Here is a 15,507-nt window from a genome sequence, read left to right as displayed (position 1 = left end):
TTTTCTGACTGACCTTTTTGTGATATAATAATAGTAACGAAAAAATGGGAATTTTTCAAGGAAAAAAGATGAAAACAAAAATAATTGTGATTGTTGGACCGACTGCAGTTGGAAAAACAGCTCTAGCCATTGAAGTTGCAAAGCGTTTTAATGGCGAAGTGGTTAGTGGAGATAGCCAACAAGTCTATCGAGGTCTAGATATTGGGACAGCCAAGGCTAGTCCAGAGGAGCAGGCAACTGTCCCTCATCATTTGATTGATGTGAGAGAAGTAACCGAGTCTTACTCGGCTTTTGATTTTGTTTCAGAAGCTAAGGCGGCCATTGAGGATATTCAAAGTCGAGGTAAGCTCGCTATTATTGCAGGTGGGACAGGACTTTATATCCAGAGTCTGCTAGAAGGATATCATTTAGGTGGGGAGACACCTCATGAGGAGATTTTAGCTTATCGTGCTAGTCTAGATCCTTTTTCAGATGAGGAGTTAGCCCATCTTGTAGAGCAAATAGGCCTTGAAATTCCCCAGTTTAATCGTCGTCGTGCCATGCGTGCCTTGGAAATTGCCCATTTTGCTCAAGACTTGGAAAATCAAGAGACCTTGTATGAACCTCTGATTATTTGCTTGGATGATGAGCGTAGTCAGCTTTATGAACGGATTAACCACCGTGTGGATTTGATGTTTGAAGCTGGACTATTGGATGAAGCTAAGTGGTTGTTTGAACATTATCCAGATGTGCAGGCTGCTAAAGGGATTGGCTATAAGGAACTCTTTCCCTATTTTCGAGGGGAGCAGAGCCTGGAGGAGGCTAGTGACAGTCTCAAACAGGCGACCCGTCGTTTTGCCAAGCGTCAGCTAACCTGGTTCCGTAATCGTATGCAGGTGACCTTTTATCAGATAGGAGAATCTGGTGTGAAAGAGCGTATTTTAAGCCAGATTGAGGAGTTTTTAAATGATTGAAACGGAGAAAAAAGAGGAACGGGTCCTGCTCATTGGTGTAGAATTGCAGGGCATGGACAATTTTGACCTCTCCATGGAAGAGTTGGCTAGTTTAGCTAAGACGGCTGGTGCAGTTGTAGTCGATAGCTACAGACAAAAACGAGAAAAATATGACTCCAAGACCTTTGTTGGTTCTGGTAAGTTGGAAGAAATATCGAAAATGGTGGACGCAGAAGAAATCACGACTGTCATCGTCAATAACCGTCTGACACCTCGACAAAATGTCAATCTCGAGGAAGTTCTCGGTGTTAAGGTCATTGACCGTATGCAGTTGATTTTGGATATCTTTGCTATGAGAGCTCGAAGCCATGAAGGCAAACTCCAAGTGCATCTAGCTCAGCTCAAATACCTCTTGCCTCGTTTGGTTGGTCAGGGGATTATGCTCAGCCGTCAGGCAGGGGGAATTGGTTCCCGTGGACCTGGTGAAAGCCAGCTGGAGCTGAATCGTCGTAGTGTTCGCAACCAGATTACAGATATCGAACGTCAACTCAAGGTGGTTGAGAAAAATCGAGCGACAGTTCGAGAAAAACGTTTGGAGTCAAGTACTTTTAAGATTGGTTTGATTGGTTACACAAATGCTGGTAAGTCAACTATTATGAATGCTTTGACTAGCAAGACCCAGTATGAGGCAGATGAGCTCTTTGCGACTCTGGATGCGACGACTAAGAGCATCCATCTTGGTGGCAATCTACAGGTAACCTTGACAGATACCGTTGGATTTATTCAAGACTTACCAACCGAATTGGTGTCAAGTTTCAAGTCGACCTTGGAAGAAAGCAAGCATGTAGACCTTCTGGTTCATGTTATCGATGCCAGCAATCCTTACCATGAGGAACATGAAAAAACAGTTCTTTCCATCATGAAAGACTTGGACATGGAGGATATTCCTCGCTTGACCCTTTATAATAAAGCGGATTTGGTGGAGGACTTTACGCCTACCCAAACGCCGTATGCACTGATTTCTGCCAAGTCTGAGAATAGTCGCGAACAGTTGCAGGCTTTATTGCTGGATAAGATTAAGGAAATTTTTGAACCCTTTACTTTGCGCGTGCCTTTTTCTAAGTCTTACAAGATTCATGATTTGGAGAGTGTTGCTATCTTAGAAGAACGTGACTACCAAGATGACGGCGAAGTCATCACAGGCTTCATTTCTGAGAAAAATAAATGGAGATTAGAAGAATTTTATGACTGATATCAAATCATTAGCTCTCAAGTATGGTGGCTATACAAGTTTAGACAAGGTCTATCTGGACCAGCTTTTAGCTGGTAGGTCTGAAGAGGAACAGCTAGCCCTTATCACTCCTCCACCCAGCGTGGTTAATGCCTACTTTGCTGAGCTCTACCAGAAAAAGAGCCCCGAGGCTGCGACCGATTATTTTGCAGAAGTCAGCCAAGAACTGAACCTCTATAATGCTGAGCCAAGTTTCGCTTTGGAAAGCAAGCCCTTTATTCGCCTCAATCTATCGGGTAAATCCTTTGGCTTTTGCTATGAGTGTGAGAATCTGGGGAGAATTTTTTCTGAGAATGAAGAGAAGATTTCAGATGACTTGCTTTTTGAGATTGCGCAAATTTTTCCTCATCAGCTAGTTTTTGAGGAGTCTGGGAAAATTTACATGAAGGCAATCGGAGAAGAGGAAGTTGTTAGCGTGGAAAATCTCACAGCCTTGACAGATTTGGAAACCTTGGCAGATGGAAGAAAGCGACTTAAAGGCTACAGCCAAGAGGATTTACTACAAGAAGCTAGAGCTTTTTATGGCAAGTTTTATTATCGCTCGGAAAATAGAACTGCTATGTTATATATTGATTAATTAGAAAGTATCGAATGGATATTCAATTTTTAGGAACGGGGGCTGGTCAGCCCTCTAAAGCCCGCAACGTTTCAAGTCTCGCCCTGAAACTCTTGGACGAGATTAACGAAGTCTGGCTCTTTGACTGTGGCGAAGGTACGCAAAATCGCATTCTGGAAACTACGATTCGACCACGGAAGGTCAGCAAAATCTTTATCACCCACTTGCACGGAGACCATATTTTTGGATTGCCCGGTTTTCTCTCTAGTCGTGCCTTTCAAGCTAATGAAGAGCAAACAGATTTGGAAATCTATGGTCCCCAAGGCATCAAATCTTTTGTCTTGACCAGTCTACGTGTGTCAGGTTCACGCCTGCCTTATAAGATTCATTTCCATGAATTTGACCAAGATTCTCTAGGGAAAATTCTTGAAACAGATAAATTCACGGTGTATGCGGAAGAGTTGGATCACACTATTTTCTGTGTGGGTTATCGTGTCATACAAAAGGATCTAGAAGGGACCTTGGACGCTGAAAAACTAAAGGCTGCTGGTGTACCATTTGGACCGCTTTTTGGAAAAATCAAAAACGGTCAGGATGTTGTATTAGAGGACGGCACCGAGATCAAGGCAGCAGACTACATCTCAGCTCCACGTCCAGGTAAGATTATCACTATCTTGGGTGATACTCGAAAAACGGATGCCAGTGTGCGTCTGGCTGTCAATGCGGATGTTCTTGTCCATGAGTCGACTTATGGCAAAGGAGATGAAAAAATTGCTCGCAATCACGGTCACTCAACTAATATGCAGGCTGCGCAGGTGGCAACAGAAGCAGGAGCCAAACGACTCTTACTCAACCATATCAGCGCCCGTTTCCTTTCAAAAGATATCAGCCAGCTTAAGAAAGATGCGGCAACGATTTTTGAAAATGTCCATGTGGTCAAAGACTTGGAAGAAGTGGAAATTTAAGTTTCACAGAAAGGATAAGTATGTCTACTATTCTCATTACAGGAGCCAGTGGTGGTCTAGCCCAAGAAATGGTCAAACTCTTGCCAAATGACCAACTCATTTTACTTGGTAGAAATAAGGAAAAACTAGTTCAGCTATACGGAAATCATCCTCAGGCAGAATTGGTCGAGATTGATATTACCGATGAGCAAGCCTTAGAAGGACTGGTAGCTGAACTTTACCAACGTTATGGCAAGATTGATGTTTTGATTAATAACGCAGGTTATGGAATTTTTGAAGATTTTGACAAGATTTCTGATCAAGATATTCATCAGATGTTTGAGGTTAATACCTTTGCTCTCATGAATCTATCTCGTTTGGTTGCTTCTCGCATGAAGGAAATGCGAAAAGGTCATATCCTCAATATCGTCAGTATGGCAGGATTGATAGCGACTAGCAAGTCCAGTCTCTACTCAGCGACCAAGTTTGCGGCCATTGGTTTTTCAAATGCTTTGCGCCTTGAACTCATGCCCTATGGTGTCTATGTGACAACTGTTAATCCAGGACCTATCCGTACAGGATTTTTTGACCAGGCTGATCCGGATGGAACCTACCTTAAATCGGTTGACCGTTTTCTCTTGGAACCTGACGCAGTAGCCCAAAAGATTGTTAAGACCATAGGAAAAAACAAACGGGAACTCAATCTCCCAGTATTGCTCCATTTAGCCCATAAATTTTATACTCTTTTCCCTAAGCTAGCAGATAAGTTGGCTGGAGAAACCTTTAATTATAAGTGAGAAAGTATAAGTGAGAAAGCTGTTCCCTTGAGGAATGGCTTTTTGCTTTAATTAGGAGAAGTTGTTGACCAAAAAAAAACCTGAAAATACTGGTAGTTTATCCCTGTTAGATAGCTTTGAGGTATAATAGAGATAAGAAAGCAGAAAAGAGAGGATAAACTTCGAGTCTAACATAACTAAAAGTATATCTATAGTCGAAGCTTATGAAGTCAAGATAAAATAGGATTAAAAGAACTTGCCCTTTGTCAGATTGACTAGGCTGTAAATCGGAGTTAGAAATATTCTTAGAATAGAAGAAAATAAAAAAGCCTAAAAATGTTAAAATATCTTGACATTTTATCGATTTAGAGTATAATAAAAAATGTAAAGAGCTCTTGACATTGTTTTGACGGATTGGAGGAACAGGACTATGAGAAAAATGGATGAAATGGACAGAGCGATTCAGCTACGTTCTGAGGAATGGGGTTATAAAACGGCTCTATTTGGCTTATGTGGATGGACAGTATTTAATATTTATCAATCTATTACAAAAGGCATTAAACTTGAAATGTTACCATGTCTGATTTTATGTTTATCTATTTCTGTTCAAGGATTTACACAATTTGCCATAAAACAGAAAATGATTGATGCTGATGAAGAGTTTAAAGAACCAAATAAACTTGTTCAAGGAGTAATTTTGATGGTTGTTATCCTTATCGTAGTTTTGGCGATTGGCATTTATTGTTTTCAGAAAGACTAATGCTGTATGAAAAATAATATCAAACAGTTAAGAAAGTCTGAAGGACTACGTCAGGAAGATATGGCAAAAATATTAGGCGTTAGTCGACAAACCATTATTGCTATCGAGAATGACAAGTACAATCCTACACTTGAACTAGCAATGAAAATTGCAAGGTTGCTACAACTACATGTTGAAGAAATTTTCATTTTAGAAGATTAAAGACATCAGATAGCATTTATTCTAATCATCTGATTCGTAATGATGGAGAGTTTTCCGGTTCATGGAAACTCTCCTTTTAAAGCTCATAAAGAGTCTACTCAATTTTACCCTTGTCCATCTATATATCTATCGTTAAAACTGGTATAAAAATTGCAAATCGAATCTTTAAATAGTATACTAGTTCTGTTAGTTGTAAAAACGTTTGCGTTTTTGTTGATGATGATTATTTAGGAGACAAGACATGGAATTGACAGCCATTTATCATAGACCAGAATCAGAGTATGCTTATCTTTACAAAGAAGGTCAGCTACATATCCGAATCAGAACCAAGAAAGATGATGTCCAGCAGGTCATCTTACACTATGGAGATCCCTTTATCTTCATCGAGGATAAGTATGAAGCCAAGAAAGAAATGACTAAAGTAACTTCAGACGCCTTGTTTGATTATTGGCAGGTTACGGTCTCTGTTGATTTTGCACGGATTCAATATCTCTTTGAGCTCCTTGATAAAGAAGGTCAGGGTGTTTTTTACGGTGATAAGGGTTGTGTAGAACATACTCAAGAAAACTTGGATGCTGAAGGCAATGGCTTTAAGCTTCCTTATATTCACGAAATCGACGGATGTCAGGTTCCTAGCTGGGTTTCAAATACCGTTTGGTATCAGATTTTCCCAGAACGCTTTGCTAATGGAAATCCTAATTTGACTCCAGATGAAGCTCGAGAGTGGGATGCTGTTATTGCACCTAACATGGATGATTTTTTTGGTGGAGATTTACAAGGGATTATTGACCATTTAGACTATCTTAAAGATTTGGGAATCACTGGACTTTACCTATGTCCGATTTTTGAAGCAACGACCAATCACAAGTATGATACGACGGATTATTTTGAAATCGACCGTCACTTTGGAGACAAGGAAGTCTTTCGTAATCTAGTCGAGGAAGCCCACAAACGTGGGATCAAGATTATGCTAGATGCGGTATTTAATCATATTGGCAACCAGTCAGTCCAATGGCAGGATGTTCTAAAAAATGGAGAAAACTCAGTTTATAAAGATTGGTTCCATATCCAAGAATTCCCAGTTACTGAGGATAAACTTCAGAATCCAAGACAACTCCCTTATCATACTTTTGCCTTTGCTAGCTATATGCCTAAGTTAAATACAGTCAATCCTGAAGTCAAAGACTATCTTTTAAGTGTTGCGACCTACTGGATTGAGAATTTTGATATTGATGCTTGGCGTTTGGACGTTGCCAATGAAATTGACCATCAGTTCTGGAAAGATTTTAGAAAGGCAGTTCTCGCTAAAAAGCCTGATTTGTACATCTTAGGTGAAATCTGGCATACGTCCCAGCCTTGGCTACAAGGGGATGAGTTCCATGCTGTCATGAACTACCCGCTCTCTGAAAGTATCAAGGACTATTTCCTGCGTCAGCGTAAAAAGACGGAGCAGTTTATTTCAGAAATCAATAGCCAGTCGATGTACTACAAGCAACAAATATCAGAGGTGATGTTTAACCTTTTAGATTCTCATGATACAGAGCGTATCCTCACAACTGCCAAAGGAAATGTCCAGCATGTCAAGGCTGCTTTAACCTTCCTCTACCTTCAAAAAGGGACTCCTTGTATCTATTACGGAACAGAGCTTGCATTAATAGGTGGACCAGATCCTGATTGCCGTCGTGTCATGCCTTGGGAGCATGTGTCTGAGGAAAATGATATGCTGAATTTTATGAAACAATTGATTCAAGTCCGTAAGGAAGTGGCAAGTATGATTCAGCATGGTTCATATAGTTTAGAAGAAGTGAAACCAGATGTTTTATCCTTGAAGTGGAACTACCAAGGAAAAGAAGTTCAAGCCATCTTCAATCAGTCTTCTGAGAAATATATTTTAGACAGAGATTCAGTTGATTTAGCGAGTCATTGCCAGTTTGAAGATAAACAAGAGGTTATCTTACCAGATGGATTTGTAGTTACTATTTCTGAGTAAAAAGGATAAAAACAATGTCACTCAAGGAAGTTTATGATTATTTTCGTCACTATGATAAGGAAACTTATCAGGTTGTCGCCTGCATGGGCAATGAACCATCGGAAGAAGAAATCCAGGATTTTGAAAATCAATATGGCATTCGTCTTCCAGAAGATTTCAGGGAATTCACCATGTCATCTCTTGGAGGTCTCTTTATGGAGGTCAAAGAAGAGATATGGCCAAGAGCCAAGGCTTACGATGTAGCACCATTTTGGACTTTCTGCCGAGGTATTAAGGTCTTGGGAATTGCAAATGGTATCCCAGACTTCCTAGACATTCGAATAAAAACCAAGGAATTACACGCTCTGGGCTTTGTGGATTATATCCCATTTCTGTCTATCGTCGGGGATGGAGATGTGATTTTCTGCTTTGATAAGGACAATCACATAGTCGCCCTAGATTGGTATAATAGTGGCGAAACTGAAGAGCTTGAATGTGATTTTTCAGGACTTTTACTCCAGCAAATTGCCGAGCTAGAAGAACGTAAAAATGAGATGGTCAAGCTTTTGGAAAAGGGGAAATCTAGTCAATAATCTATAAGGAAATATCAGTTTGATAGTCCGTAAAAGAGGTTGGGACAAAAGATCCCGACCTCACTTTTTATTAGCAATCAAACTTTGACGCGGTAGTTGATTGAACTTTTTGTTCGTCTTTTATACTCTTCGAAAATCTCTTCAAACCACGTCAGCGTCGCCTTGCCGTATATATGTTACTGACTTCGTCAGTTCTATCTACAACCTCAAAGCAGTGCTTTGAGCAACCTGCGGCTAGCTTCCTAGTTTGCTCTTTGATTTTCATTGAGTATTAGACTCCAAAAAGCTGCTAATCATCCTCGCGGGGCTGGGACTACGAAATCGAGACTTTGTCTATCGATTTCTGTCCCACTGCCTTTTTTAGTAAAATCATTCACTAAATGTACATTCAGATTTTCAAAGTTTTCTACAAATTATAGAAAAAAGAATCAAAAGTATGATTTTTATGCTGCCAGTATTGAAGTTTCTTATATTATTTTATAAAATAGAAGTTAAATACTACTATAAAAGTAGAGCGCTTACACAAAAATGGAAGCGGTTACGAATATAAGGAGGATCTTATGGGGAAAGATCATTGGAATCGAAAAAGAGTGTATAGTATCCGGAAATTTACGGTGGGTACTTGCTCAGTGCTCATCGGTACTTGCTCGGTATTATTTGGAGCAAGTGTAGCTGGTGCAAATCCAGTAGCTGCGGAAGAAACTCCGATTACAGTTGCTACAGAAAAAGTAGAGGACGAATCTAAAAAAGAGAACCTTGTTGAAACGGCAAATTCAGTTGCTGATGAAGCGGTTGCTCCAAGCCATGAAGCTGAAAAAGCACAGGACGATCAAACTCTACAATCAGACTCTGACAAAAAAGAGGATTCCATGCTAGATAAGAAACCTCAAGTAATTACTCAAGATCAATCTGCTCAAACGGAAAAACCGGATCTAAAACCGGCTACCAGCGAGGAGGTAAATCAATTGGTTGAGGACCGTAAAGTAGAATTTAACCAAAACTGGCATTTTAAACTCAATGCCAATGCAAAAGACGCTATCAAACCAGATGCAGATGTATCAAGCTGGAAGAAATTAGACCTTCCTCATGACTGGAGTATTTACAATGACTTTGATCATGATTCTCCTGCCCAAAACGAAGGTGGACAACTCAATGGTGGTGATGCTTGGTATCGCAAGACCTTTAAACTTGATGAAAAAGACCTTAATAAGAATGTTCGTCTGGTCTTTGATGGAGTTTATATGGATTCGCAAGTCTACGTAAACGGTCAGCTAGTTGGTCACTATCCAAATGGTTACAACCAATTCTCATATGACATCACTGACTATCTCAATAAAGACGGTCGTGAGAATGTCGTAGCTGTACATGCGGTCAATAAACAACCAAGTAGCCGTTGGTATTCAGGAAGTGGTATTTACCGCGATGTTACCCTTCAAGTCACAGATAAGGTTCATGCTGAGAAAAATGGTACAACCATCTTAACACCAGAGCTTGAAAAACAACAGAATGGTAAGGTTGACACTCACGTATCAAGTAAGATTGTCAATACAGATGATAAAGACCACGAAATCGTAGCTGAGTATCAAATAATCGAACGTGGAGGAAAAGCAGTAAGTGACCTAGTTCGTACAGCTAGTCAAGTCTTGAAAGCTCATCAGTCAACTAGCCTGAATGCTATCTTGCAAGTTGAGAAACCAAAACTTTGGACAGTTCTCAGCGACCAACCAGCTCTCTACGAATTGGTAACGCGTGTGTATCGTGATGGTCAGTTAGTTGATGCGAAGAAAGATATGTTTGGTTACCGTTACTACAACTGGACACCAAACGAAGGCTTCTCTCTTAACGGCGAAAAAATGAAATTCCATGGTGTTTCTCTTCACCATGACCACGGGGCTCTAGGAGCAGAAGAAAACTACAAAGCAGAATACCGTCGCCTCAAACAAATGAAGGAGATGGGTGTTAACTCTATCCGTACAACTCACAACCCAGCTAGTGAGCAGACTCTACAAATTGCGGCAGAGCTTGGTTTGTTGGTTCAGGAAGAAGCTTTTGATACTTGGTATGGTGGTAAGAAACAGTACGACTACGGACGTTTCTTTGAAAAAGATGCCACTCACCCAGAAGCTAAAAAAGGTGAAAAATGGTCTGACTTTGACTTGCGTACCATGGTCGAAAGAGGCAAGAACAACCCAGCTATCTTCATGTGGTCTATCGGTAATGAAATCGGTGAAGCTTCAGGAGATCCACATTCTCTAGCGACTGTTAAGCGTTTGGTCAAGGTTATCAAGGACGTTGATAAGACTCGTTATGTCACAATGGGAGCAGATAAATTCCGTTTCGGTGATGGTAGCGGTGGACATGAAAAAATCGCTGATGAACTCGATGCCGTTGGATTTAACTATTCAGAAGACAACTACAAGAAACTGCGTGCGAAACATCCAAACTGGTTGATTTATGGATCAGAAACTTCTTCAGCGACTCGAACACGTGGAAGTTACTATCGTCCAGAACGTGAATTGGTACATAGCAACCAGGCTTATCGTAATTACGAGCAGTCAGACTACGGTAATGACCGTGTTGGTTGGGGTAAAACAGCTACAGCATCTTGGACATTTGACCGTGACAATGCAGGCTATGCAGGTCAGTTCATCTGGACAGGTACTGACTATATTGGTGAGCCGACTCCATGGCATAACCAAAACCAAACACCAGTTAAAAGTTCTTACTTTGGTATCGTAGATACAGCTGGAATCCCTAAGAATGACTATTACTTGTACCAAAGCCAATGGGTTTCTGCTCAGAAGAAACCAATGGTTCACCTGCTTCCTCACTGGAACTGGGAAGATCCTACTCTAAAAGCGAACGTAGCTGATGCAGATGGTAAGATTCCAGTCCGTGCCTACTCTAACGCTGCAAGTGTTGAGTTATTCTTGAACGGTGAATCTCTAGGCAAGAAGACCTTTAACAAAAAACAAACAAGCGATGGCCGTACTTACCAAGAAGGTGCCAATGCAAAGGAACTTTACCTTGAGTGGAAGGTTGCTTATCAACCTGGAACCTTGGAAGCAGTAGCTCGTGATGAAGCAGGTAATGAAATTGCTCGTGATAAGATTACGACTGCTGGTGAGCCTGCAGGTGTTCGCTTAGTCAAAGAAGAACATGCTATTGCAGCAGACGGAAAAGACCTCACTTATATTTACTATGAAATCGTTGACCAGGCTGGTAATGTAGTTCCTACAGCTAATAATCTTGTGCGCTTCCAGTTGCATGGTCAAGGTCAGATTGTCGGAGTGGATAACGGTGAACAAGCAAGCCGTGAGCGTTACAAAGAGCAAGCTGACGGTTCATGGATTCGCAAGGCCTTCAATGGTAAGGGTGTTGTAATTGTTAAATCAACTGAGCAAGCTGGTAAATTTACCTTGACTGCCCACTCTGATCTCTTGAAATCTGATCAAACAACGATCTTTACAGGTAAAAAAGAGCAAGCAGAAAAAACTGTCTTAGGTACAGAAGTACCTAAAGTACGTACTGTTATCGGTCAAGCACCGAAAATGCCTAAGAAAGTAGCCTTTATCTACAGTGATGGCAGCCGTGCCAAACTTCCAGTAGAATGGTCAGCAGTTGATGTCAATGAACCAGGAATTGTGACTGTCAAAGGTGTGGCAGACGGACGAGACGTCGAAGCGCGTGTTGAAGTCTTGGCTCTCGAAGCAGAATTGCCTGTAGTCAAGAGAATCGCTCCAAATACAGACCTAAATTCAGTTGACAAATCTGTTTCTTACGTATTGTCAGATGGTACTGTAGCAAGCTATGATGTTAATAAGTGGGAAATTGCAGCAGAAGATCAAGCTAAACTAGCTATCCCAGGATCTCGCATCCAGGCAAAAGGTATTTTAGAAGATGAAGAAATTGCTGCAACCTTGGTAGTGGCAGAAGGTGAAGCTGCTAATCCAGTAGTTCCAAGCGTAACTGTGGCAGATCAAGCGGTTGAAGGCCTTTCGACTGACCAACCTGTAAAATACCACAAGCTTGCTTATGGAGTAGCCTTGCCAGAGGTCAAAGCTACAGCTGAAAATGCGGAAGTGACTGTTATTCAAGCTAGTGAAGCGACGGGTATGCGAGCAACTATCCATGTTCAACCAAATGATGGTGGCCCACTACAAATCTATGCTATCCAATTCCTACAAGAAGCTCCACAAATCGAACGATTGAGCTTAGAGGTAGAGAACGAATCTGCACTTAAAGAAGACCAAACGGTCGGTATCAAGGTCTTGGCTCACTACCAAGATGGTACTCAGGCAGTCTTGAAGGCTGACAAGGTTACCTTCTCAACTACAGGTGTGGGAGATGTAGCCGTTCGTAAAGGTATGCTTGAATTGCACAAACCAGGTCAAGTAACTCTGAAAGCTCAATTTGAAGGAGCAGAAGGTCAGATTGACTTGAACATTCAAGCAAATACTGAAAACAAAGTCGTACAAGCAATCCGCCCAGTCAGCGTAGTGACAGGCTTGAATCAAGAACCAAGTCTCCCAGCTACAGTAACTGTAGAGTATGACAAAGGATTTCCAAAGGTTCACAAGGTGACTTGGCAAGCAGTTGCTAAGGAAGACCTTGCTAAATACCATAGCTTTGATGTTCTTGGTAAAGTAGAAGGGCTCGAAAAAGAAGCTCATGCTAAGGTATCTGTTGAAGGTATCATTGCTGTCGAGGAAGTGAGCGTAACAACTCCAGTTGCAGAAGCTCCTCAACTACCAGAGAGTGTTCGGACTTATCACTCAAATGGCCAAGTATCTTCAGCTAAAGTAACTTGGGACGCAATTGAACCAAGCCAGTACGCAAATGAAGGCAGCTTTACTGTTACTGGTCATGTTGAAGGAACTCAGTTACCAACCAAACTTCATGTTCGTGTCTCTGCTCAAACAGAAGTTGGTGCTAACATCTCTGACCAATGGACTGGTTCAGAATTGCCACTTGCCTTTGCATCAGACTCAAATCCAAGTGACTCAGTAGCCAATGTCAATGACAAACTAATTTCATATAACAACCAACCAGCAAACCGCTGGACAAACTGGAACCGTACAAGTGAAGCATCCGTAGGAATTCTCTTTGGTGACTCTGGTATCATGTCTAAACGATCAGTTGATAACCTCAATGTAGCCTTCCACGAAGACCACGGTGTTGGTGCACCTAAATCCTATGTCATTGAATACTATGTCGGTTCAGCAACTCCAACAGTTCCTAAGAATCCAAGCTTCGTAGCACGCGAAGACCATGTCTTTAATGACGATAAAAACTGGAAAGAAGTAACAAATCTCAAGGCTCCAGATCAAGTCAGAGCTGGAGAAATGACCCATTTTAGCTTTGATAAAGTCAACACTTACGCAGTTCGTATCCGCATGGTTCGACCAGATGGTAAATGGGGAACTTCTATTACAGAAATGCAAATCTTCTCTAAACAAGTAGCTGCAGCTAAGAATGCTCAAGCACAAATCCAAGTAGATGGAAAAGATTTGCCAAACTTTAACCCAGGCTTGACTGACTACTATCTAGAAGCAAGCCAAGGAAAAGCTCCAACTGTAACAGCAAGTGTCACTGAAAATGGTATTGCAACAGTTGTACCAAGCGTAGGTGAAGGAGATCCAGTTCGTGTTGTTGTCAAGGCTGAAAACGGAGATATCCTAGGTGAATACCGCCTACACTTCACAAATGATAAAGATTTGCTCGCAAGTAAACCTGTTGCTGTTGCCAAATCATCTCGCTTGGTTGCTAAAGGACAAACTCTTGAGCTACCAGCAAAAGTTCCTGTTTACTTCACAGGAAAATCTGACTATGAAGTCAAAGACTTGGCTGTTGACTGGGAAGCAGTCCCAGCAGAGAATCTAACAAAAGCAGGTGAATTTACAGTTCATGGTCGCGTTTTGGGTACTGATTTAACTGCTGAAGTAGCTGTTCGTGTAACAGACAAACTCGGAGAAAATCTTTCAGACAACCCAGACTTCGATGATGACAGCAACCGTTCATTTGCCTCAGCAACTAACGATATTGATCCAAACTCTCATGACCGTGTAGACTATGTTAACGATGGTTCAGATGATGAAAGCCGTCGTTGGACTAACTGGTCTCCAACTCCATCTGAAAATCCAGAAGTTTCAGTAGGGGTTATCTTCAGAGAAAATGGTAAGATTGTTGAACGTACAGTAGCTGAAGGAAGCATTCGCTTCTTTGCAGATGGTGGAACAGACGCCCCTTCTAAACTAGTATTAGAACGCTATGTTGGACCAGAATTTGATTCACCAGAATATTACTCTAACTACCAACCATACGATCCTGATCACCCATTCAACACTCCTTCTAACTGGGAGAAAGTTGAATACCGTGCGGATCAAGAGATTCAAGCAGGAACTGACATCCATGTAACCTTTGCACCAGTCAAAGCTAAAGCTATGAGATGGCGCATGGAAAGAAAAGCAGACAAGAAGGGTGTGGCTATCACTGAAATGGCCTTTATCGCACCAAGTGAAGCACCTAAGGACAATACAGCTTCTAAACTTCTTGTGGATGGTAGAGAGCTTGCTGACTTCTCAGAAGGTCGCGTTGATTACTCAGTTACCTATAGTGGAAAACGTCCTAAAGTGACAGTTGAAGCTGGTGAAAACGTAGCGTCGACAGTTGTTGATAGTGGTGACGATAAACTTCCAGTCTTGGTACATCTCGTTTCAGAAAGTGGTAAACACGTCAAGGAATACCGTATCCAATTGACCAAAGAAAAGGTTGAAACTGGAAAAGTTGCCCCAGCTGTTCAGGAAGAGCTTCCTAGCCTAGAAGTGGTAGAAGAAGCTCTCAGCTTCAAGACAGTGAAGAAAGAAGATCCAACTCTAGCAGAAGGTGAAACTCGTGTAACTCAAGCAGGTCGTGAAGGTAAAGAACGTATCCTGACTGAAGTAGCACTAGATGGAAGCCGTACTGAAAAACTTCGTGAAACTATTGAAGCACCGCAAGATGAGATTGTCTTAGTCGGAACTAAGAAAGAAGTATCTGGTAAAACAGATCCAGCTATCCATGAGGTTCCAGAATTTACTGGTGGAGTAAATGGTGTCGAAGCAGCTGTTCATGAAGTTCCAGAATACACAGGAGCTATTGGCACAGTAGGTGATGAAGCAGCACCAGTAGTAGAAGTCCCAGAATTCAAGGGTGGCGTTAACGCAGTCGAAGCAGCTGTTCATGAAGTTCCAGAGTACATTGAAGAAAATGAAGCAGCTGATAAAATCCAACCACCAGTAGTAGAAGTCCCAGAGTTTACTGGCGGAGTGAATGGAGCAGAAGCTGCTATCCATGAAGTTCCAGAATACACAGGAGCAATTGGCACAGTAGGTGATGAAGCAGCACCAGTAGTAGAAGTCCCAGAATTCAAGGGTGGCGTTAACGCAGTCGAAGCAGCTGTTCATGAAGTTCCAGAATACACAGGAGCTATTGGTACAGTAGGCG

10 protein-coding genes are annotated in these 15,507 nt (G+C 41.6%); all 10 read left to right on the top strand.

The genetic code is table 11. The features are described 5' to 3' along the window. Positions 1-68 precede the first annotated feature (68 nt). Positions 69-953 (top strand): tRNA (adenosine(37)-N6)-dimethylallyltransferase MiaA, encoded by an 885-nt coding sequence (gene miaA, locus QM406_RS08630; RefSeq protein WP_414273984.1) that lies wholly within the window; start codon positions 69-71, stop codon positions 951-953. Then, on the top strand, positions 946-2,184 hold the full coding sequence (hflX, locus tag QM406_RS08625) for a GTPase HflX (RefSeq protein ID WP_414273983.1): 1,239 nt from the start codon (positions 946-948) through the stop codon (positions 2,182-2,184). The genes miaA and hflX overlap by 8 nt, the downstream gene beginning before the upstream one ends. Next, complete coding sequence (locus QM406_RS08620) at positions 2,177-2,800, top strand: cystathionine beta-lyase (RefSeq protein WP_414273982.1); 624 nt, start codon at positions 2,177-2,179, stop codon at positions 2,798-2,800. Before hflX ends, QM406_RS08620 begins: the two co-directional genes overlap by 8 nt. A 14-nt stretch (positions 2,801-2,814) precedes the next feature. After that, positions 2,815-3,744: a ribonuclease Z gene (gene rnz / locus QM406_RS08615; protein WP_414273981.1), complete on the top strand. Its 930-nt coding sequence runs from the start codon at positions 2,815-2,817 to the stop codon at positions 3,742-3,744. Positions 3,745-3,764: 20 nt separating this feature from the next. Beyond that, positions 3,765-4,520, top strand: a complete 756-nt coding sequence (locus QM406_RS08610; RefSeq protein ID WP_414273980.1) for an SDR family NAD(P)-dependent oxidoreductase — start codon at positions 3,765-3,767, stop codon at positions 4,518-4,520. A gap of 409 nt (positions 4,521-4,929) precedes the next feature. Then, positions 4,930-5,259 carry a hypothetical protein gene (locus QM406_RS08605; protein WP_414273979.1) on the top strand — a complete coding sequence of 110 codons (330 nt, stop codon included), beginning with the start codon at positions 4,930-4,932 and terminating at the stop codon, positions 5,257-5,259. A 6-nt stretch (positions 5,260-5,265) separates the two neighbouring features. Further along, a complete protein-coding gene (locus QM406_RS08600; protein ID WP_033584559.1) occupies positions 5,266-5,460 on the top strand; it encodes a helix-turn-helix transcriptional regulator in 195 nt (64 codons plus the stop codon). 241 nt (positions 5,461-5,701) lie between these two features. Next, positions 5,702-7,450, top strand: coding sequence for a glycoside hydrolase family 13 protein (locus QM406_RS08595; protein WP_414273978.1), 1,749 nt, complete (start codon positions 5,702-5,704; stop codon positions 7,448-7,450). 14 nt (positions 7,451-7,464) lie between these two features. After that, positions 7,465-8,022, top strand: a complete 558-nt coding sequence (locus QM406_RS08590; protein ID WP_414273977.1) for an SMI1/KNR4 family protein — start codon at positions 7,465-7,467, stop codon at positions 8,020-8,022. A 560-nt stretch (positions 8,023-8,582) separates the two neighbouring features. Further along, positions 8,583-15,507: LPXTG-anchored adhesin/beta-galactosidase BgaA (bgaA, locus tag QM406_RS08585; protein ID WP_414273976.1), on the top strand; the 6,925-nt coding region annotated here is incomplete at its 3' end.

The organism is Streptococcus infantis, from assembly GCF_047465035.1.
GTDB classification, from domain to species: Bacteria; Bacillota; Bacilli; order Lactobacillales; family Streptococcaceae; genus Streptococcus; species Streptococcus infantis_T.
This window is presented reverse-complemented; position numbering and strand designations above follow the sequence as displayed.